Origin of the sequence: Bradyrhizobium sp. LA2.1 (genome assembly GCF_040547725.1) — a bacterium.
In the GTDB taxonomy this organism is placed as follows: domain Bacteria; phylum Pseudomonadota; class Alphaproteobacteria; order Rhizobiales; family Xanthobacteraceae; genus Bradyrhizobium; species Bradyrhizobium barranii.
Window position 1 is genome coordinate 120,324 of the sequence record NZ_JBEPQI010000012.1, and the last position, 21,367, is coordinate 141,690.

The 21,367-nt window shown below is 61.0% G+C and carries 19 protein-coding genes; 16 read left to right on the forward strand and 3 right to left on the reverse strand.

Annotated elements, in window-relative coordinates; genetic code table 11:
* Positions 1-751 precede the first annotated feature (751 nt).
* The 6 genes from ABIB95_RS23925 to ABIB95_RS23950 all read left to right on the forward strand — a co-directional run bounded on the left by ABIB95_RS23925 (position 752) and on the right by ABIB95_RS23950 (position 9,745).
* Positions 752-2,020, forward strand: coding sequence for an NHLP bacteriocin system secretion protein (locus ABIB95_RS23925; protein ID WP_354121853.1), 1,269 nt, complete (start codon positions 752-754; stop codon positions 2,018-2,020).
* A 12-nt stretch (positions 2,021-2,032) separates the two neighbouring features.
* Entirely contained in the window at positions 2,033-4,249 is a 2,217-nt protein-coding gene (locus ABIB95_RS23930) for an NHLP family bacteriocin export ABC transporter peptidase/permease/ATPase subunit (RefSeq protein ID WP_354242584.1), read from the forward strand.
* A 38-nt stretch (positions 4,250-4,287) separates the two neighbouring features.
* Positions 4,288-7,140 carry an NHLP bacteriocin export ABC transporter permease/ATPase subunit gene (locus ABIB95_RS23935; protein WP_354242587.1) on the forward strand — a complete coding sequence of 951 codons (2,853 nt, stop codon included), beginning with the start codon at positions 4,288-4,290 and terminating at the stop codon, positions 7,138-7,140.
* A gap of 63 nt (positions 7,141-7,203) precedes the next feature.
* Complete coding sequence (locus ABIB95_RS23940) at positions 7,204-7,713, forward strand: cyclic nucleotide-binding domain-containing protein (protein ID WP_247314881.1); 510 nt, start codon at positions 7,204-7,206, stop codon at positions 7,711-7,713.
* A 125-nt stretch (positions 7,714-7,838) separates the two neighbouring features.
* Positions 7,839-8,018 carry a hypothetical protein gene (locus ABIB95_RS23945; protein ID WP_247314882.1) on the forward strand — a complete coding sequence of 60 codons (180 nt, stop codon included), beginning with the start codon at positions 7,839-7,841 and terminating at the stop codon, positions 8,016-8,018.
* 344 nt (positions 8,019-8,362) lie between these two features.
* Entirely contained in the window at positions 8,363-9,745 is a 1,383-nt protein-coding gene (locus ABIB95_RS23950; protein ID WP_354242745.1) for a tyrosine-type recombinase/integrase, read from the forward strand.
* 99 nt (positions 9,746-9,844) lie between these two features.
* On the opposite strand, the gene ABIB95_RS23955 is transcribed toward ABIB95_RS23950, so the two are convergent.
* Positions 9,845-10,816 carry a GlxA family transcriptional regulator gene (locus ABIB95_RS23955; RefSeq protein WP_354242590.1) on the reverse strand — a complete coding sequence of 324 codons (972 nt, stop codon included), beginning with the start codon at positions 10,814-10,816 and terminating at the stop codon, positions 9,845-9,847.
* 166 nt (positions 10,817-10,982) lie between these two features.
* Entirely contained in the window at positions 10,983-11,939 is a 957-nt protein-coding gene (locus tag ABIB95_RS23960; protein WP_354242593.1) for a GlxA family transcriptional regulator, read from the reverse strand.
* A 147-nt stretch (positions 11,940-12,086) separates the two neighbouring features.
* On the opposite strand from ABIB95_RS23960, the gene ABIB95_RS23965 reads away from it, so the two are divergent.
* From ABIB95_RS23965 to ABIB95_RS24000, 8 genes are all read left to right on the forward strand, one after another.
* Positions 12,087-12,959, forward strand: coding sequence for an alpha/beta fold hydrolase (locus ABIB95_RS23965; protein ID WP_354242596.1), 873 nt, complete (start codon positions 12,087-12,089; stop codon positions 12,957-12,959).
* Positions 12,960-13,260: 301 nt separating this feature from the next.
* Positions 13,261-13,404, forward strand: coding sequence for a hypothetical protein (locus tag ABIB95_RS23970; protein ID WP_247314888.1), 144 nt, complete (start codon positions 13,261-13,263; stop codon positions 13,402-13,404).
* Between the two features lie 42 nt (positions 13,405-13,446).
* A complete protein-coding gene (locus ABIB95_RS23975; RefSeq protein WP_354242599.1) occupies positions 13,447-13,821 on the forward strand; it encodes a hypothetical protein in 375 nt (124 codons plus the stop codon).
* A gap of 162 nt (positions 13,822-13,983) precedes the next feature.
* On the forward strand, positions 13,984-14,382 hold the full coding sequence (locus ABIB95_RS23980; protein ID WP_354121848.1) for a hypothetical protein: 399 nt from the start codon (positions 13,984-13,986) through the stop codon (positions 14,380-14,382).
* 114 nt (positions 14,383-14,496) lie between these two features.
* Positions 14,497-15,507: a nitrilase-related carbon-nitrogen hydrolase gene (locus tag ABIB95_RS23985; RefSeq protein WP_354116254.1), complete on the forward strand. Its 1,011-nt coding sequence runs from the start codon at positions 14,497-14,499 to the stop codon at positions 15,505-15,507.
* A 134-nt stretch (positions 15,508-15,641) separates the two neighbouring features.
* The gene (locus ABIB95_RS23990; RefSeq protein ID WP_247314893.1) at positions 15,642-16,463 is read left to right on the forward strand and encodes an alpha/beta fold hydrolase; all 822 of its coding nucleotides are present in this window, start codon (positions 15,642-15,644) and stop codon (positions 16,461-16,463) included.
* Between the two features lie 87 nt (positions 16,464-16,550).
* Positions 16,551-17,489, forward strand: a complete 939-nt coding sequence (locus ABIB95_RS23995; protein WP_247314895.1) for an NmrA family NAD(P)-binding protein — start codon at positions 16,551-16,553, stop codon at positions 17,487-17,489.
* A gap of 265 nt (positions 17,490-17,754) precedes the next feature.
* A complete protein-coding gene (locus ABIB95_RS24000) occupies positions 17,755-18,258 on the forward strand; it encodes a DUF8737 domain-containing protein (RefSeq protein WP_354242603.1) in 504 nt (167 codons plus the stop codon).
* Between the two features lie 902 nt (positions 18,259-19,160).
* On the opposite strand, the gene ABIB95_RS24005 is transcribed toward ABIB95_RS24000, so the two are convergent.
* Entirely contained in the window at positions 19,161-19,892 is a 732-nt protein-coding gene (locus ABIB95_RS24005) for an autoinducer binding domain-containing protein (protein WP_247314897.1), read from the reverse strand.
* Positions 19,893-20,096: 204 nt separating this feature from the next.
* Between ABIB95_RS24005 and ABIB95_RS24010 the strand changes: the two genes are divergently transcribed.
* The gene (locus tag ABIB95_RS24010) at positions 20,097-20,732 is read left to right on the forward strand and encodes an acyl-homoserine-lactone synthase (protein ID WP_354242606.1); all 636 of its coding nucleotides are present in this window, start codon (positions 20,097-20,099) and stop codon (positions 20,730-20,732) included.
* 43 nt (positions 20,733-20,775) lie between these two features.
* Positions 20,776-21,345, forward strand: coding sequence for a lysozyme family protein (locus ABIB95_RS24015; RefSeq protein ID WP_354242609.1), 570 nt, complete (start codon positions 20,776-20,778; stop codon positions 21,343-21,345).
* The last annotated feature ends 22 nt before the right edge of the window (positions 21,346-21,367 follow it).

Here is a 21,367-nt window from a genome sequence, read left to right on the forward strand (position 1 = left end):
GGTCACCTCTGCCGCCGCCCATCGGTCCGGAAATGGTCCATCTCGATATAGGCATGTCCGCTCTACCCATTCCTGGAAGAGCGAACATGCAGTGAGCGCGGGTTGCAATGTCGGGCCCCGATCAGCATGGATGAAACATGGAGATTGAATATGACCAACGGGCAGGACACGAATCCGACAGGGCAGGCCCAGCCTGGTGAGAGGCCCAAGGACGGCGCCGCGAACACGATCTCGTCGACGTCTGACAAGGATGCACTCGGCGAGGGCTCCCTAGACGATGTAGCAGGGGGCGCTTGGCCGAGCAGCACCACTAAAACCACGGTCGTCCCTCCGACTATCTGACCTCAGGGTTCATAGCGTGACCGGCTTGGATATTGCCGAGCCTTTGCGATGACCGATGGTCCCGCGCGCGGGGCGTCGGTCATTTTGCCTTTGGTGCGCCATTGCGGCGGCGGCATTTGACCGCCTCGAGACAGCCATGCCTGCCAATCAGGCATTGTGCTTCGTATGACGCGGCGGGCTGCGGCCAAAGCGAGCGGACGATGTCGAAAAGCTGTTCGCGTGGCCCGATATGAGCGAGTTCGGCGTGGCTGCACGAATGCCAGGCTGCGAGCTGAAGGTTTGGGTTTCAAAAAGCGCGCGGTCAAAGAATTTGCCAGCGCGGGCAGGCGATATCCTGCTTGAAAAGATGAAAGCATTCCGGCTCAACTTGAGCCCAGCCGAAGTGGGTTCGGCATTTGCGGGAGCCTGTGTGAAGCGGGGGACGGAGCGAATCTTTCGGGACGCGGCCATCGAGCGGCTTTCGAATCCCGAACAGCTCGATCATGTCGTCGGCGTCACGCGCCCGTTCGACTGGATGGCCGCAGCGGCGCTGGCGCTGGGTCTTGCCGTGCTGCTCGCCTGGAGCGTGCTGGGCCGCATTCCGACCCGCGTGTCCGGCGATGGCATTTTGTTGAGCAGCGGTGGTCGCCTGGTCGACGCCGTGTCCGCGGTCAGTGGAAGGCTAGCCTCGCTCGACGTCGGTATCGGCGACGAGGTCCGCCGTGATCAGGTGATTGCCCGGGTCGCGCAGACCGAGACCGAGCAGCGGCTTCAGCAGGCGAGGGACGTCCTGCGCGAGCGCGAGCGCGAGCATGCCGAGCTCACCGGGGCGATCTCGCGCGAGATCGATGCCAAGCTTGCGAATTATGCGGCTCAGGAAGCCGGCCTTGCCAACGTGATTGCGGCCGCCGAGCGGCGCACCGCCTATCTCACAGACGAGGTGGCCAAGCTCGAGCCTGCCGCGGCAAACGGAACCGTCACGCGCAGATATCTCGAGGACCGCCGGGTCGAGCTCAACAATGCGCGGGAGCGCATCACCGACGCGAAGAACGACATCCTCAAGCTCAACGCGCAGCGGCTGGATCTGCAGAGCCAGCGTGAGCGCGATCGGCTGCAGTCGGAATTCAAGGTGAACGATGCAAGGCGGACGGTCGAGCAGATTGCAGCCGACCTGGAGCGGGGGTCGCGGATCGTCAGCCCCGCTGATGGCCGCGTCGTCGAGGTCAAGGTATCCGGCGGCGCCGTGCTGACAACGGGGATGCCGATCGTGGAAATCGAGACCGCGGGCCAGGTTCTGGAGGCGACCGTCTATATGCCGCCGGACCGCGGCAAGAACATCAGGCCGGGTATGGAGGTTCGTGTCGAGCCGACCACCGTCAAGCGGGAAGAATACGGCGCGATTGTCGGCAGGGTGGTGACGGTCTCGGATTTCCCTGTGACGCCGCAGGGCATGTTGGCGGACCTGCACAACGACGCGCTGGTGAAGCGCTTTTCGCAGGACGGCGCGCCCTATGCGGCGAAGGTGACCCTGGAGCGCGATCCTTCTACCGCCAGCGGGTATCGCTGGACCTCCGGCAAGGGGCCGCCGATCCTGCTCTCGAGCGGCACGTTGACCCGCGCCGAAGTCACGACGCGCGAGCAACCGCCGATCGATCTGGTGATCCCGCTGATGAAGCGGCTTAGTGGCATTGGTGGCTAGGAATACCAGCGCATGACCGGGTTATCGCATCAAGCTGACAACCGGCCGGGTTTGCTCGATCGCCTCGGCAACAAGATCGGCCGCATGCGACGGCGCCGGGTCACCCCCACGGTGTTCCAGATGGAAGCACTGGAATGCGGCGCAGCCTCGCTCGCGATGATTCTGGCCTATCACGGTCTTTGGGTGCCGCTGGAAAAGCTGCGCGAAGCCTGTGGCGTTTCGCGGGACGGCAGCAAGGCCAGCAATGTGCTGAAGGCTGCGCGACAGTTCGGATTGACCGCAAAAGGTTTCAGGAAGGAGCCGGCGACGCTGCATGAGCTGCCGATGCCCTCGATCATCCACTGGAACTTCAATCATTTCGTGGTACTGGAAAAGCTGGATTCGGATTGCGCCTATGTCAACGACCCTTCCGTCGGGCGTCGCAAGGTCGGCCACGAGGAATTTGACGCAGCCTTCACCGGCGTGGTCCTGGCGATGGAGCCGGGTCCCGGGTTCAAGGCAGGCGGCCGCGAGCCCGATTTCTTTCCGCTGCTGCTGCGGCAACTGTCGAATTCATTCGGGGCGGTGGTGCTGCTGGTTGCACTCAGCATGGCGCTCGTGGTGCCTGCCATACTGGTCCCGGCATTCGCGAAGATCTTTGTCGATGACGTGTTGATCAAGCGCGCCGAGGGCTGGTTCACGCCTTTATTGATCGGCATGGGGATCACCGCGCTGGCGCGGGCGCTGATGACCGCGTTTCAACAATCGTTGCTCCTGCGCATCCAGACCAAGCTCACGGTGACGATGGTCAGCCGGTTGATCTGGCACGTCCTGACCCTTCCGATGGAGTTCTTCACTCAACGGCATTCGGGCGATCTCGCCAACCGCGTCGCTGCCAGCGAACAGATCGCCCAGCTCCTTTCGAACGGTGTGGCCGCCAATGCGCTGAATCTGGTCTCGGTCATCTTCATCGCCATCACGATGGCGTTCTACGACGGCCTTCTGGCCGCGATCAGCGTCGCCATGGCTCTGCTCAATGTCGTCGTTCTCAGGCTGGTTGCGCGCCAGCGCGAGAACCTCAACCGCAAGCTCGTCATCGAACGGGCCAAGCTGAACGGAAGCACCATCGAGATCATCCGCACGATCGAAACCATCAAGGCCGGCGGTCTGGAGGATGACGCCTTCGCGCGCTGGGCGGGATTTCAGGCAAAAGTCCTGAACGCCGAGCGCGATCTCGGCGTCTACTCGACTTTCCTGGACGCCTGCCCGATCTTCCTGACTGGATTGACCATCGCGGTCGTGCTGGGCGTGGGCGGCTTACGGATAGTCGATGGCGCATTGACCATCGGCGGCCTCGTCGCGCTGCAGGCGCTGCTTGCGAGCCTGGTCGAGCCGGTCAACGCGCTCGTACAGCAGACCACTGCGTTCCTTACCATCAAGGGCAATTTGTTCCGGATCGAGGACGTCTTCAACTATCCCGCCCGTCCCTTGGTGCCGATTGAGCACGCGCCGGCAGGCATGCCGCCGAAGCTCTCGGGCCGGGTCGAGCTCAAGGATATTTCGTTCGGCTATTCCGCGCTCGAGCCGCCGCTGATTGAGGATTTCTCGCTGGTCGTCGAGCCCGGCCGCCGGGTGGCCCTGATCGGGTCATCTGGCAGCGGCAAATCCACGATCGGACGGTTGATCAGCGGGCTCTACCGGCCGTGGTCCGGCGACATCTGCATCGACGGCTGGCCACTTGCGGAGATTCCCCAGGAGATCTTCACCAACTCGGTCGCCTATGTCGATCAGGAGATCCTGCTGTTCGAAGCGACCGCCCGCGATAACCTCACGCTCTGGGACGACACCGTGCCCGAAGCCAGCGTGTCGCGCGCGCTGAAAGATGCGGTGATCCATGAGGAAGTCGCTGTCCGCGCCGGCAATTACGATTGCCAGATTGCCGAGGACGGCAGGAATTTCAGCGGCGGCCAGCGACAACGGCTTGAAATCGCGCGGGCGCTGGTGGGCAATCCTTCCGTGATCGTGCTCGACGAGGCGACTTCAGCGCTGGATCCGATCGTCGAAAAGGCAATCGACGATAATCTCCGGCGCAGGGGCTGTACCTGCATCATCGTCGCCCACCGGCTCAGCACGATTCGCGACTGTGACGAGATCCTGGTGATGAACAACGGGCGGGTCGTGCAGCGGGGGACGCATCAGGAGCTGCTTGCCGAGGGCGGCGAATATGTCCAGCTGGTATCGGCCGAATGAACAGTGCGTATCAGCCTCCACATCTCGAAATCCCGCCCTTGAGCGAAGTCGCCTCGTCCGCCCCGGTGGCGCTCGAGAGCCATCGACCGCTACCGATCGATGACGTCGATCGCGTCCTTCACGTCGTGCGTGGCTATGTCGACATTTTTGCGGTGAGGGAGACTGCCGCGGGCGAGCCGAGCCGGCGGCATCATCTGTTTCGGGTCGAGCAGGGCGGCGTCGTTTTCGGCCTGCCCGGTATCTGCGATGCGAGCAGCAATTCGCTTGCCGCTATTGCGGTTGGCGGTCTCGAGACGGAGATCGTGATCGGTCGTCGCGGCCGTTTTGCGGATCGGGACAGGATCGACGCATGGACTGCGCAGGTCGCAGGACTCATCGCAGCCTCCCCTGCAGGAGCACTCGTGCAGCAGGCCGCGATCGGATCGCAATACACCCTGGCGTCGACGGAGTTTCTCCGGTTGTCCGGCCGGCGGGTCGGCTGGATTGGGATCGAGCGCGGGACCATCGGCGTGATGGCGATGCCGGAGAGCGATGCCTCAGACGTCCCCGTGCCGATGCCGCCGGGAACGTGGATCGTCGCCCGTGAGGAGGCCACCCTGACGGTGCGGGAGAGCGGGGCGTTTCCGCTTGCCGAGATATGGGCCGGCCTCGATCGATTCCATGTACGCGTGATGGAGAGCCTGCGTCGCAGGATCGACGAGGACGCCGTCGCGGAGGCCGAGCGCCTGCGCCAGCGTTCGAATCTCAACCGGATGCGGACCAGAAGCGTTGTTGGTCGTCTTGCCGGGATCATCGCCGCCGAAGCCGGATCGCAGTCCGGCACGGTTGGCGCCAGCCATCTGCTTGCCGCCTGCCGGAAGGTCGGAGATGCCATGGGCATATCGCTCGAAGCTCCGGCCAGCATGCTGTCCGGAAGCGACGATCTCGCGAACGCAACGATCATCGCAAGGGCGTCGCGGGTGCGGAGCCGGCGCCTGTTGCTGCGAGCGGAGTGGTGGACAAACAGCGCCGGTCCGTTCGTTGCGTTTCTCGGCGAAGACCGACGGGCTGTCGCGGTCCTGCCGGGGCCAAGCGGTCGCCACATCATCGTCGATCCCGGTGCCGGCACGCGCCGCGACCTGACGCGGGCGACCGCATCCGAGCTGGCTCCCGAAGCCGTGACGTTCTATCGGCCGCTGCCGTCGCGGGCCCTGATGGTTCGCGATCTCTTCACATTCGGCGCCGCGATGGTTCGGGCCGATCTCCTGCGCATCATGCGGGCGGCCTTGTCCCTCGGCCTTCTCGCGCTGGCGCCGCCCCTGGTCACCAAGCTTCTGATCGATTCCGTGCTGCCGCGCGCGGAAGCCGACCAGCTCCTGATCTGCACCATCGCGCTCATTGTCGTGACTTTGGTCGCCGGCGGATTTCAGATGATGCAGGGGATCGCCATGCTCCGGCTCGAGAGCCGGCTGGATTGGGCGTTTCAGGCGGCGGTCGTCGACCGTCTGCTGCGGATGCCGGTCGCGTTCTTCCGCGACTTTTCCGTCGGCGATCTCGGCGACCGCGCGCTTGGGATCGAAGCCGTGCGCACGATCGTCACCGGCCGCGTCATTCGCGGATGCTTGGCCCTGGTACCCTGCTTCTTCAGTTTTGCCGTGATGCTGTACCTCGATGTCAGGCTTGGCATGTTGGCTGCTGCACTCGCCGTGCTGCGCGTCGCAATCGTGGTGGCGATCAGTCTGGCCCGGCTGTCGCATGAACGCGAGAGCCTTCATCTGCAGGGACTGCTGGAGGGATTGGTTCTGCAGTTTATCACCGGCGTCGGAAAACTGCGGATCGCCAATGCGACCATGCACGCGCTGGCCATCTGGGTCGAGCGCTTCGCCGAACAGAAGCGCAATTTCGTCACGTCGCAGCGCGCGCGAAATCTGCAGAAGAGCCTCGAAGCGGCATTTCCGCCATTGGCGACGCTGCTGATCTTTGCGGTGGCTGAGAATGTGTCTGGCCTCAAGCACGACCTCGGCACCTTCCTCGCGTTCTATGCGGCATTCGGCCTGTCGCTCGCTGCGGTCGGCGAGTGGGCGCAGGCCGTCGGCGAACTGCTGGTCGCCATCCCGAGGATCGAGCGGCTCCGGCCGATCATCTCGACGGCGACTGAAATCAGCGACGACCGGAAATCGGTCGGCGACATCAGCGGCGCGATCGAGTTCGCCAATGTGTCGTTCCGCTATGGTGGCGACGGGCCGCCGATTCTCGACGACATCAGCCTCAGCATCGGCGCAGGCGAGTACCTCGCCATTGTCGGCCCGTCGGGAAGCGGGAAATCGACACTTTTCCGTCTGCTGCTCGGCTTCGAGAAGCCTCAAGCGGGCGTAATTTTTGTCGACGGTAAGTCACTCGAGACTATCGACATTGGACTGCTGCGTCGGAAGGCCGGTGTCGTGCTGCAGAATTCCAGGCTCGCATCCGGCAGCATCTATGACAACATCTGCGGCGGAGCTCAACTGTCGATTGACCGCGCCTGGGAGATTGCACGGCTGGCGGGACTCGATGCCGACATCGAAACCATGCCCATGGGCATGCAAACGATCATTGCCGAAGGCATCAGCACGCTTTCGGGCGGTCAACGCCAGCGACTGCTGATCGCGCGGGCGCTTGCCCACGGACCGAAGCTCCTGCTGATGGATGAGGCGACCAGCGCGCTCGACAATCCGACCCAGGCCGTTGTCAGCGATTCGATATCGCGGCTCAATCTGACTCGCATCGTCATCGCACACCGGCTCAGCACCGTTCAGTCGGCGGACCGGATTGTCGTCCTGGGTGGTGGGAGGATCGTACAGACCGGCACCTTTGCCGAGCTGATGGCGCAGCCGGGCCTGTTTACGGATTTCGCAGAACGTCAACTGGCTTAGGGAGCCGATATGCGCAAGGTCCTCTTCATATTTGGCGTGCTGAATGATTCCGACATCGACTGGATGGCGCGTACCGGCTTCCGCCGCGGAATTGGACGACAGGAAGTCTTGATCCGGGAGGGCGTGCCGATCGACGCGATGGTCCTGCTGTTGCAGGGAAGGATGGGCGTGAGCGTGTCCGGCGCCGGTGAGATCGCCCAGCTCGAGGCCGGTGACTTCATTGGCGAGATGTCGCTGGTCGATTCGGTGCCGCCCTCGGCCACGGTTGCTGCGAAGATCGATTCCGTCGCCCTTTTTCTCGACAAGAAAATCCTGCTCCGGAAGCTCGCGGGAGACCACGCGTTCGCCAGCCGATTTTATCGCGCTCTCGCAATCCTGCTGTCGGATCGCCTGCGGGCCACCGAGCGCAGGATGGCCTACGGCGAGCAGGACCATGGACTGGGTGACGAAGCGATACGCCTGAAGGATGAGCTTGATCCTGGCGTCCTCGATCAGGTGTCGGTGGCAGGCGAGCGATTTGACCGTCTGCTCAAGTTTGTCGAGCAGGTCGCGATGAAGGGTGCCAAATCCTGAGGTCGAGGCAGGGCCTTTCGGAATTTCCCGCTTACCGACGACGAAGTACGACATCTGCCGTATCGCTCGCAAACGAATCCAACGGTACCTTTCCCCCTCAAGCGCACCAAGCAAAGGAGCATTTGATGACGGACGACAAGTTGCATCAACAAGCGAACAGCGCTCCGACTGGGCAGCAAGTGAGCGAGCAAAAGATCTCGTCAAACTCGCATAAGGATGCGCTCGGCGACAGCTCGCTGGATGACGTTTCAGGCGGGCTTTGGCCGTCTGTAATGTCCGGCAGCACATACAACCGGACCATCTGATTTCTTGCTGACCAACAACGCGCGTCATCCGATGGCGTGATCGAAGAGTTCGGCCCGGCCGCGGTGCATCGGGCCGGAAATAGCCATCGCGTAAATACTCGCTTCTCCGCTTTGCCCATTCCCGGTGGAAAGGGCGTCAGGTCATCGTGCGCCCGACACGGTTCGAACGTGTGACCTCTGCCTTCGGAGCAAGATAACGTACCCATCCGAAAAATGCGATAGGGCACGCTATGCTACGCTATCCACCTGAAGCAACTGGGTATTCTCAACAACAACAGCGACGTTCCTATCCGAAACCCCGCACCGATTTTCTCCCGCCTGCTTACGCGTTGCTTACTTGGGAGATCGCGCCTGGAACGAAGGAACGTCATGGTCAGATCACGAAGAGGGTTGTCGAGGCGGCGGATGCCCGAGAGAAGGACTACCTCATCTGGGACGACGAGCTACCGGGCTTTGGACTCCGGGTTTTTAGCTCCGGAAAGCGCAGCTACGTCATCCAGTATCGATCGAGAGGTCGGTCTCGTCGATACACAATTGGGCTTCACGGAGCCTGGGCACCAGAGACGGCACGCCGAGAGGCAAGGGTGCAACTCGGCCGGGTCGCTGGGGGTGATGATCCCGTCGAAGATCGCCAACTCGATCACAAGGCGATCACTGTGAGGGAGCTGTGCACCCGCTATCTCGCGGATCTGCAGGCCGGCCTCATCCTTGGGAAAGGCGGGCGACCGAAGAAGGCCTCAACGATCACCACAGACACGGGCCGCATTGAGCGGCACATCATTCCGCTCCTAGGAACCAGGCGGGTCAAGGATCTCACCAAGACCGACATCAACAAGGTCCTCAAGGACATCATGGCCGGAAAGACCCGGGTGTCGGTCAAGACTAAGAAGCTGCGCGGCAAGGCCATCGTCCGGGGCGGCGCTGGAACGGCCACGCGTACCGTGGGCCTTCTCGGCGGCATCCTTACCTACGCCGTCGAAGCAGGGATCATCGAGAGCAACCCGGCCCATGGTATCCGCAAGCCAAAGGACAATGTGCGAAAGCGTCGACTATCGGAGGCGGAGTATCGAATACTCGGTCGGATGCTCCGCGACGCCGCCAAGCAGCAGAAATACACCACGATCGGGGACATTGTCCGTCAGATTGCGCTGACCGGCTCCCGGCGAAGCGAAATGATCGGCTTGAAATGGACGGAGGCTGATACCGAGGCGAGTTGTTTGCGACTGGAGGACAGTAAGGAAGGTGAATCGATCCGCCCCGTAGGATTGCCTGTCGTCGAATATCTCGAGCAGCGTCGCACCGACCATGTCGGCACATTTGTTTTCCCGGGGCAGGGCGAGGACAACGCGTTCGGCAGTTTCCCGAGCCATTGGAAGCATATCTTCAAGGACTCCCCGCTATCCGATGTGACGCCGCACGTCCTCCGTCACAGCTTCGCGAGCATGGCCAACGATCTCGGCTTTACCGAGGTGACCATCGCGGCTCTGGTCGGTCATGCCAAAGGTTCGGTGACGAGCAAGTACATCCATACGCTTGACACCGCGCTCATCATGGCTGCGGACACCATCTCGGGCTATATTCAGGGGCTCCTTGACGGCATCGAATTCAAGCAAACCGCCTACGCGTTGGACCGCGATTCACGAAAAGCCGCGCTGGCCCGCTTCTTAAAGAAGGCATCCAACGGCGACCACGAAGACGGCGAAGAGGATCGCCGCTTGGCCGCCTAGGTATAATCGGCGCTTAGTGGGGTTGCAGGCGACTTATCCCCAAAGAGAATGCGCTCCGTAGATGCCAATCCTGACAGAAAACCTCGGCCAGACCCAAAGTCAGGCAGTCGCCACCGCCTCCCGTCGAGCAATCCTGCGCAACACCTCCGGGGGCACACCGAAGGCCCGGAGAAACGCCCGCCGCATGCGTTCGCGGTCAGCAAAACCCGCTTCCTGCGCTACGACGTTAACCGTGTGCCGCCCTTCCTCCATCATGAACCTGGCAGCTTCCAGCCGAAGTCGCTCGACAGCCTTCGCCGGGGGCTGACCCGTCTCGGCCAGAAAAGAGCGGCTGAACTGACGAGGGCTGAGGTTGGCGACGGCCGCAAGCTCCTCGATTGTGAGCGGATTCCGCAGATTTTGACGGATGTACGCCACGACCAATTCTATGCGATCGGATTTCGGCGTCATGTCGAGGAGAGCGGAATGCTGTGTTTGTCCGCCCATCCGACGTTGATTAATGACCATAAGCTTGGCAGCGACCTTCGCAACTTCGGGACCCAGGTCCTTATCGATCATCGCTAGGACAAGGTCGATTCCTGCGGTCATTCCAGCCGACGTCCAGATCGGACCGTCATTGATGTCGATCCGGTCCTCCTCCATCCTGACATCCGGAAACCGAGCCTTGAAACTTGCCGCTTGAATCCAATGCGTTGTCGCACGGCGACCATCAAGAAGTCCGGCTTCAGCGAGAACAAACGCCCCGTTGCAAAATGAAGCGGTGCGCCTCAACGCCCTCGCAGCTTCTTGCACGAAGGCAATCAAGTTTGCGCTCGATGGGGCCATTTCGAACGCGGTGATCGCGCCGACAATAATTGTATCAAAAGCCGGATCGCCGAATGCTTCGGTGTCAACGGTCAAACCACAGGAAGATCGAACGGGACCGCCGTGCTCTGACAACAGATGGAGGTCATAGTGGGTATCGGCCGGAGGCGGCTTCGCAAGCCCGAATCCCGTCATTTCGAATGCCGTCATGGGCGCAAGACTCAAGAGCTGGAAGTCGTGCGGGACAATGAGACCTACCCGATGCATGGCTGCTCCTACTGTCCGAAATGTGGATGATAGTCCAGACGGGTATCATCCAGGAGGCATGCTCTGCTGTCGAACCCGGATGCTCACGCACGGGCCGGATGGCCGAGAGCGCCGTTCGGCCCCGCATTGAGAGCCAGACTCAAGCCTACATTTTTTATAGCCCAAGTCAGGCAGCCGCCACCGCCTCCCGTCGAGCGTTCCTGCGCAATATCTCCGGTGGCACGCCGAAGGTCCGGAGGAACGCGCGCCGCATGCGTTCTCGGTCCACAAAGCCCGTTTCCCGCGCCACGACGTTAACCGTGTGCCGTCCCTCTTCGATCATGAACCTAGCGGCCTCCAGCCGGAGCCGCTCCACGGCTTTTGCTGGTGACTGGCCGGTCTCAGCCAGAAAGGCGCGGCTGAACTGGCGGGGGCTCAGGTTGGCGACCGCCGCAAGCTCTTCGATCGTCAATGGGTTCTGCAAATTTTGGCGGATGTGCGCCAGGACCAATTCGATGCGATCGGACTTCGGCGTCATATCAAGGAGTGCGGAATGCTGTTTTTGTCCACCCATCCGACGCTGGTTCATGACCAGAAGCCTAGCGACCATTTTCGCGGCTTCGGGACCGAGATCATTATCGATCAACGCCAGAACGAGGTCGATCCCCGCGGTCATTCCCGCCGAAGTCCAGACCGGTCCGTCATTGATGTAGATGCGGTCCTCCTCCGCCCTGACATCCGGGAACCGAGCCCTGAAACTATCTGCATGAGCCCAATGCATCGTCGCGCGTCGACCATTCAGAAGGCCCGCTTCAGCCAGCACAAACGCGCCGCTGCAGATCGAGGCGATCCGCCTGGATGCTTTGGCTGCCTCCTGCACGAACGCGATCATGCTCGCATCGGACGAAGGCATGTCCATCTCGGTGATCGAACCCACGATAACTGTGTCGAAGGCGGGATCTCCGAACGCCTCGGTTTGCAGCGTCATTCCTGACGAAGACCGAACCGGACCGCCATGCTCTGACAACAAATGGATGTCGTAGCGCTGGTCGGCGGGAGGCAGATTGACGATTTCGAATGCCGTCAGAGCCGCAAGGCTCATCAGCTGAAACCGTTGCGGCACGATGAAACCGACCCGATGCATTTTCGCTCCTGTGGCACGAATGGTGGCAAGAACGACCTACGTCAGCCCCGCCGTAATCGCTAGAGTCCGAGCAACAAATCTCGCACTGGCTCCTCGCCGCTAAGCGACACCCATGTCAGCGCTTCCGTGAGGAAGAAAGGATGATGCATGTCTTCCGATCACGCCGCCTTCGTCGAGCATCGCATTTCTAGGGGCGAAGGAAAAGTCTACGCTCGAGATTATGCGGGTTCTGGCCCGGCCTTCGTACTCATGCACGGCTTCCCCGACAATCTGCACATCTGGGACGACCTGATTCCGCACTTGGTCGCCAGCGGGCGGCGCGTGGTGACGTTCGATTTTTTGGGCTTTGGCGCCTCCGACAAGCCCGCCGGCACCGTCTATAGCTTTAAGCAGCAACTTGGCGACCTTGAAGCGGTGGTCGAGGGTCTGGGTCTGGGGACGATCGTCCCGGTCGCTCACGATTCCTCGGGGATGGCGGCGCTCAACTACGCGCTCACCCATTCGGACGGTGTCGATTCCGCGATCATGCTCAACTCGGCCTATAGCGAGGACTCCACGGTTCTTTGGCCCGAGATGATCACGCTGTTCGCGACCCGGAGCATGCAGCCCCTGGCCATGGCGATCGCCCAGAGCCCCGAACAGTTTGGCTGGCTGCTGAGATGGCAGCAGAAGAAATTCCTGGATTCTTTGCCCGAGGCGCAAAAGTCCCATTTCAGCGCGTTCATCGGTCCGCTGATCAGCGACAACTTTATCGTCCAACCTGGCGCCGGTCCTGCCTTCGTCCAGTTGGCGGCGGAATTCTTCGATGAACATGCCCGAAACGCAAAGCATCTGACGGCGCTCAAGACGCTGGATATTCCAGTCAAGCTGATCTGGGGACGGTACGATCCTTACTTCTCCGCCGCCATGGCCGAGCGGCGCCAGTCTCAGCTCAAGAATGCGTCCCTCACCGTCATACCGGCAGGTCATTGGCTGCAGGCCGACGAGCCCGCGCAAGTGGCGAAGGCGATGCTGTCATGAGCCGCGTCCTCGACAAGCTCGCTGTGAACGCGACCCGCATGACCAGGCTCGCCTGCTTCGGCGCCCTCGTCGCGATGTTCGTAGCGATCAGCCCGGCCACTTCGTCCGCTCAGTCGGCACCATCTTCGGGCCTTGACGTACCGACCACCAAGCTGCTGGCGATCGGACCTTCACAGCCAAAGGGACGCCGGACCAGTGGAAGCCGCTCCTTCCTTCTGAAGTGCGCGACACCGTACGGCTCTATCTCGCTGGGAGAATCGACCAATGGTACCTCAAGCAGGACCAGAGCGGTGTCGTGTTCATGATGAACGTCACCGATCCGAAGGAGGCTCTGGAACTGCTGGGCAGGTTTCCTTTCGGCCAGGCGGGGATGATGGAATTCCAGATCATCCCGCTCGGCCCGATCGCGCCGCTTCGCGTGCTTTTGACCGAGCCTGCGAAGTAGTTCGCGGCGCTCCGGACCAATCTATCAAAAGGAATTAGCAAAATGCCCGACAACAAGAATCCGCGCGTTCATGCCGAGATACTGCCCGCGCTTGCCGCCGTCGTCGTTCCGACGACCAAGATCCTGGCGATCGGGTCGGTCACGGCCAAGGGCACGCCCGCGGCAATCGCACCGGTCCTGCCCCATGAGGTTCGTGCGACGGTCCGCAATCATCTCGCTGGAAAGATCGAGCAGTGGTTCTTCCAGACGGAGGGCTACGGCGTCGTCTTCATCGTGAACGCGACCAGCACTGCGGAAGCGCACGAACTCCTAGAGAAGCTTCCTCTTGGTGTGGCCGGCATGATGGAATTCGAGCTGATCGCTCTCGGCCCGCTTGCGCCGCTCGCCATGCTCATCCGTGAGCCTCCGCGTTCGTGATGCGATCCGCAAACCGCGTTGGGAACTTGGTAGCGCCCCAGACTCCGTCAGACCGCATTCGTAGCTTCGTGACTACCCGATCGCTCCGCTTCGGATGCTTTTTACGGATACTGCGAAGTCGTTCGTGGTCCCCCTACCGATATGCCGAGAGCAAGCAGTAAAATGCCTGACGTCAAGAATCCGCGCGTCCATGCCGAGATATTGCCCGCGCTCGCCGCCGTTGTCGCTCCGACAACCAAGATCCTGGCGATCGGCTCGGTCACGGCGAAGGGCACACCCGAGGCGATCGCCTCGGTCCGCCCCCATGAGGTTCGCGCCACGGTTCGCAATCATCTCGCTGGAAAAATCGAGCAGTGGTTCTCCCAGACAGAGGGCCGCGGCGTCGTCTTCATCGTGAACGCCACCAGCACGGCAGAGGCGCACGAACTCCTGGAGAAGCTTCCACTCGGCGTCGCCGGAATGATGGAATTCGAGTTGATCGCTCTCGGGCCGCTTGCGCCGCTCGCCATGCTCATCGCCGAACCTCCGGGTTCGCAAAGCGATCCGCGGGTTTCGTTGTGAGCTTGGTGGCGCTCCAGGTTCCATCGCCAACCGATTGAGGTCGACCGGGGTATGGTGAAGCCATGTCGGGGACCAAAGATTACATCAACAACCCGCCAAAAAGGACCCGCCACGATGCCTGTTGTCAAAGCCGCGGCCGTGCAGATCAGTCCCGTTCTCTACAGCCGGGAAGGCACTGTTGGCAAAGTGGTCAAGAAAATCATCGAGCTTGGGCGCCAAGGCGTCCAGTTCGCGACCTTCCCGGAAACGGTCATTCCTTACTACCCCTATTTTTCCTTCGTCGAAGCGCCCTACCTTATGGGCGCGGAGCACTACAAGTTGCTCGATCAGGCTGTGACCGTGCCGTCTGACGCCACCAGGGCTATCGGTGAGGCCGCAAAGCAAGCCGGCATGGTCGTCTCCGTCGGCGTCAACGAGCGCGATGGCGGCACGATCTATAACGCGCAACTCCTGTTCGATGCCGACGGCACACTCATCCAGCACCGTCGCAAGATTTCTCCGACCTATCATGAACGCATGGTCTGGGGTCAGGGCGATGGCTCCGGGCTGCGCTGTGTCGACAGCGCCATAGGGCGCATCGGTCAACTGGCCTGCTGGGAGCATTACAACCCGCTGGCCCGCTACGCCTTGATGGCCGACGGCGAGCAGATTCACTCCGCTATGTATCCTGGCTCGTTCGCCGGTGACGGTTTCTCCGAGCAGATTTCAGTCAATATTCGCCAGCACGCACTGGAGGCCGGGTGTTTCGTGGTCTGTGCGACCGCCTGGCTGAACGCTGAGCAGCAAGCTCAGATCATGAAGGATACCGGCTGCAGCATCGAGCCGATCTCTAGCGGCTGCTTCACCGCGATCGTCTCTCCAGAGGGCGCATTGATGGGCGCGCCGCTGCGATCGGGCGAAGGCGAGGTCATCGCCGATCTCGATTTCTGGGCTATCGACAAGCGCAAGCGCCTGATGGACTCGCGCGGTCACTACAGCCGCCCGGAACTGCTCAGCCTCCTGATCGACCGTACGCCGAAGTCCCATGTGCATGAGCGCAACGCGCATCCAGCGCTGAAATCCCTAGACCCGGCCGATCGGCTGGAAGAAGTCGACTCGCGTCTGGTAGTGGCAGCTACCTCATGACTTCACGCCGGCATCTTCTTCTCACTGGCGGCGGTCTCGTCGCCGCGCTCGGCCTCCCGAAAGCGGCGCTCGCGGACGCGACGAAGGTCGCCAGGCCGCCAGCCCACCAACCTGCTCACAAAGGATCAAAGCTCATGACGACCGCGACAATGAAAGACGGCGCGAAGATCTACTTCAAGGACTGGGGTGCCGGTCCGGTCGTAACCTTCTCCCATGGCTGGCCGCTCACCGCAGACGCCTGGGACGCCCAGATGCTGTTCCTGGCGAACCACGGCTACCGCGTTATTGCTCATGATCGACGCAGCCATGGTCGATCGGATCAGACCTGGACCGGCAACTACATGGATACCTATGCCGACGATCTCGCCACACTACTCGAGACGCTCGACGTCAAGGGTGCGACGATGATCGGCCATTCGACCGGTGGAGGCGAGGTGGCGCGCTATATCGGCCGCCATGGCACATCGCGTGTATCGAAAGCAGTCCTGATTTCCGCGGTACCTCCCCATATGGCGCAGACGCCCACCAACCCTAACAGCGCGCCGATGAGCGTCTTCGACGGTCTGCGCGCGAGCCTGCTTGCCGATCGGGCGGGGTTCTTCAAAGAACTGGCAATGCCGTTCTTTGGCTATAACCGTCCCAATGCAAAGGTTTCGCAAGGCCAGATAGACTCTTTCTGGCTTCAGGGCATGATGGGGAGCCTCCAAGGCGAGCATGACTGCATCAAGGCCTTCTCCGAGACCGATTTTACGGATGATCTCAAGAAGATGACGATCCCAACCCTGCTGCTGCAGGGTAATGACGATCAGATCGTTCCTATCGACATCGCGTCCCGGCGTTCGGTGAAGATCCTGCCAAACGCGAGCCTGAAGGAATATGCCGGTGCTCCACATGGCATGTGCGTCACCCACGCCGATCAAGTGAACGCAGACCTGCTGGCCTTCCTCAAAGGATGACGGGGACGAAATCCTCCTGCCGATCGACCGGCGGCAAAAGCGGATACGTCGCGCGGCAAAGCATATTCATTCTGAGTGAGGCGAAAGATGAGCAAGGCACAACACGAACTTCCGATTCTGGTGACCGGGGCGGCTGGACGGATCGGCTCGGTGGGCCGCTGCGTGACGGAGCTGCTTCTCGCCCGTGGGTTCCGGGTACGAGCGCAGGTTCGTGTGGACGACGAGCGGGCCACAAGGTTGCGCGCGCTCGGTGCAGAAGTCGTGGTTGGCGATCTGCTTGATCTTATGGCGGTACATCGGGCGATCGAAGGGTGCGAACGTCTCTGCTTCGCAATGTCGGTCGCGCCGACCTATCTCGAAGCGGCTGTCAACGTCGCCGTCGTCGCGAAGCACCGCGGCGTAAAGGCGTTCGTCAATCTCTCCCAGATGACCGTCAACGAGATGGACATTTTCAATACGACCCCTAGCCCACAGCAAAAGCAGCATTGGTTGGCGGAGCAGATATTATCCTGGTCCGGGCTGCCAGTGGTGGAAGTACGACCAACGGCCTTCATGGAAGGGCTACTGCTTCAAACCGCGAAAACCGTCTCCATGCAGGACAAAATCATGGCGCCCTTTGGTAGGGGCAAGAACTCAGCCATCGCTGCAGCCGATGTCGCTCGGGTGATCGCCGAGATCTTGAGTGAGCCCGCCGAGCATATCGGCCAGGCCTACCATCTGACCGGCCCGGTTTCGCAGGACATGGACGCGGTTGCACGCGAGTTCTCGGTCGCGCTTGGTCGCACGATCTCGTACGTCAACGTTCCACTTGAGGTCATGAAGGGGCAACTCGCCACCTTCGGAATGCCGCTTCATGTCGTTGCGCACGTGGCGACCATGGCGGAACTACATCAGGACAACCGGTACGATCGGTTCAGCAATGATGTCGAAAGGCTGACCGGCATACGTCCGATGAGCGTTCGGGAATTCGTGCAGAAGAACGCACATGCGTTCGCACCGGTCGCGCCTTCGAGCGCGGCTGAATAAGCACGGCATCGTAGACAGGGGTCCGGCTTCGCTAAGGAGCGTGGTTGCGGGGCCAAGGCGAATCGCGGCCATCACGCTCGCGCCTCTAATTCTACCAGGCCGTTCATCACGAATGAGCCTTATCACGTCGCGCTTAAGTTGGCGGTCGATGTATGGCCCCTAAGTGCGACGAACTTTGGAGATGCAGGTTAGAAGTTCAACGCGTTTGCGATGCGGACCAGGGTTGCTTTCTAGTCACATTGAAGTCATTCATTGGATGAATCTCATGACCGACCTTATGATTTTCGGAATCAGCGTCGCGTTCAGCTTTGTAGCTTGGGGAGCGGTTTGCTCCCGCTACATTTGGCCATTTGTCCGATCCCGCTCATTGCCCGACGCGGCCACGCCGCTGCTTTATCTCAATGTATTTCGCTTCGTTGGGGCGTCTTTCCTTGTTCCTGGTGTCGCGGGCTCATTGCCCAGAGCCTTCGCGGCGCCCGGTGCTTTCGGCGACTTGTTTGCAGTTGTACTCGCTGGGGTGGCCCTAATGCTCCTGCGGAGACCGGCCGGATACGCCGCGCTCTGGCTCTTCAACCTGTGGGGAGCGGGCGATCTTCTATTTGCATTCTACCAAGGCCTCTTTGATGAAGACTTTCACCCCTCGGCACTGGGCGCCACGTTTTACATTCCGACCGTATATGTGCCCCTTCTTCTGTGTGTACATTTTATGCTTTTCGCGCTTCTCCTGAAGGCCCGGTCAATGTCGACCAACGCAGCCGCCGGAAGCTAATAAGGTGAGTCCGCGAAGGAGCGCTTCTGGCGGATATTGTTGAAACAGTCTATTTGGCGACAAACGAAATTTCTCAGGGCCGCCGATGCATTTCGCATCCAGGGACCTGGGCCCACATCGTTTCACACCAAGACGGCCACCAGCCTTCGTACCAGCGCTGAAGAGCGCTTTAGCGTTAGAGACGGCCAAGAGTGGACATTCGCGCGGTTTCGATGTCGTTCGGGTTTCGTTTTTCAACAGTATCGGCGCGAAGCGGTCGTTGTGGATGTCTCGCTAGCTCCCGCTATCCTGACCTAGCCCGAACAACTTCCTCTCGGTGAACTGGACCGACCTGCATTGCGAGCGCTAAATTAGGCGCGTGTTACTCCCAACTGCTTACTCGCGCGAATGAACCAGAACTGAAGTCCGAGGCTGGGTCTGCATATCGCGTTGTAAAACAAAGGAAAGCTGGCGCACCCGACACGATTCGAACGTGTGACCTTTGCCTTCGGAGAGAAATACTTCAGCCGAGCGAGCGAGGTTGGCTTCTCGATCGGGCGCCATGTGTGGCTATGCCCCCTTGCTCGGATAGGCAGCGAAAGGCAATCGGTCATCTCGCGATGCACCACACGGCAACTTTCATCACTGCGGCAGCGGTTTCCGCGCCAGGCTGGGGAGACCCGCTTGCGGGGCTTCAGCGGGCCAACAGCCCGGCCGCAGGGCGACGGCCAATTGCCCAGCCGAAGGTTCCGCAAAGACATGGCTATGACGAATTGCGAGCAACCATCCATTTCTGGCTGAATGCCGCAAATGATGTAGCGTTGACTTCGTTCGACGCGACCGCTTGCACTCTCCTGGCAAGCTCATCCTGGCCAAACCACGAGTGCATGGCAAGTTGGCCGCACTGGACGGCGGTCGCCCGACTATGGGAGCAATCCTTGCCGAAACGCGAGAGCCACAGCGTGTGGAAGGGTCAGTGCAGCAAGATTTCGCCTGGCATTGTCCAGATGATACTTCACCCCACGCGACGAAACCCCTAGAAGGTCGGCAATGTCCTGCATCGTCTTGCCATCAGAGATCCACGCGAGACACTGCCGCTCGCGCTGAGTCAGCGGGCTTCCCTGCTGACCATCGGCGGGCGTGCGTCCGATTCTGGCGGCGTTCACATGCGCATGATAGGTGAGGCCCATCCTTTCCAACATGTCCCGCGAAGTCTCGATGAAACGGTCGAGTCCAAGGCTGCGATCGTCCACCGCCAGCGTGAACGCTGCAAACTGATTTTGGCTTGCGGGAATGCGAACGGTCAGACCGGTCCTGATCTTGAAGCTGAGCGCGTCGTCAAACAGACGGCGTTCTTTCGCCGACTTTGCGCTTCGCGCCTCACGTCCATCCCACAGGAACATCCGGCTTGTGTTTCGCGGGTCCTGAAGAACGGGATCGATGTTGTCGTATCCTTCCCGAAAATAGTGGCTGGTCCAACTCTTCGGATACGATGAGATCAGTTGGGGACCATTCGCGCGGTGGCCAAAGTAGGCGAACCAGCGAAAGCCCAATGCATGCGCGGTTCGTTCCGCGACGCGTCTAAAATCATCTTCCGTATGGGCAGAGTGAAGACAATCGACAAACTCATCGCATGCTCTTTTGACTTCTTTCATCACACCCCTTTAGAACTATTCTGGTCCCCAAAAGCGACAACCGCGCAACATTCGCGCGCTACGTGTGGGGCATGTATTGCCGCCTTGCGGCAGCTTTGCGGCAAGAACGATTCCAAAACGCCCTGTCAGAACTGACAGCGCAACGCTGTGACCGCGCCTGCTTTCTTGATCTCGAAGCTGTGATTCGTAAGCGGGAGGTTTAGAATGAAGGTCATTGTGCGCACACGTACGGCACTCCTGCAGGACTCCGACCTGACAATGGGAATGCATCGTCTGCGAGGGCGCGTGTTCAAGGAGCGGCTCGACTGGGACGTCTCTGTCGCAGGCGGATTGGAGATCGACCAGTACGACGCACTCAAGCCGACTTATCTTTTGGTGATCGAGCAGCGCGCGGTTGTCGGTTGTGTTCGCCTGCTGCCCACCACTGGGCGCAACATGCTGGCCGACACGTTCCCGGTGTTGCTGGATGGCCACGCGGCGCCCAGAGCAGCCAGAATCTGGGAGAGCTCGCGCTTTTGCGTTGACACCAAAACCGTCGCTGCGACAGCCGAGAACGGCTTGCGGGAAGCGACGTTCCTGCTTTTTGCGGCCATGATCGAATGGGGCCAGCAGCGCGGCCTGCTGGCCATCGCAACCGTCACTGACGTGCGCATGGAGCGAATCCTGCGCCGGGCCGGATGGCATCTGGATCGCCTCGGCACACCCCGTCAAATCGGAGCCACCACGGCCGTCGCTGGGCTGTTGCCAGTCTCCGATGAGGCCCTCGGGGAGATCCGGGCGGCCGGCAAGGTTTCGAAGCCGGCAATTGATGTTCCGTCAAACACGGCGCTCGCGGCATAGCGTCGCGTCTCCAGCTCCCCAAAATATAAAGAGGCTTTCAGCAATGGATCCAGCTGCCTTCGTAGCTCTGGTCGAACAGTGCGCCCCGACGCCGGACTTGGTGCGGCCGCTGACGACGATTGTGCGGCAGGCGAGTTCGTTCGAGCCGCTGCTCATCACAGTTCAGGCGCGCAAACCAGTTCCGATTCAGGCAAGTGACCGTGACGAAGCGATCCAGCTCGCGGCCGAGGCCATCGCCACTGGCCAGCCGGTCCGGACCGGTCTCGCTCAGCTCGATGCTGAGGACATGAAAGAGGCGGGGCTGACGACCACCACGACTTTCAACGCCTGCAAGCACATCGCGGGCCTCGGCAGATTGTTCGAAACCCGCTTGCAAGCAGCAAATGCGAACGCCTCGGGCCACGAACAGGCCATTGCCAACGTTTTCGCGAGCTTCGCGATTAAGGCTCCCGCCACACCGCCCGAAGCCCGTACCCGACCGACAGTCACTCGCAGTGCCGACATTTCCACCGGCGACATCCCAACGATCAACACGCCAGCCACACCTACCAAGGCAACGTCCGAACTGGGATGTTTACCGCTCGGGCCTCGGCACGTCAGCCTTCGTCTATGAACGATGAGGACCTCTTTTTGCC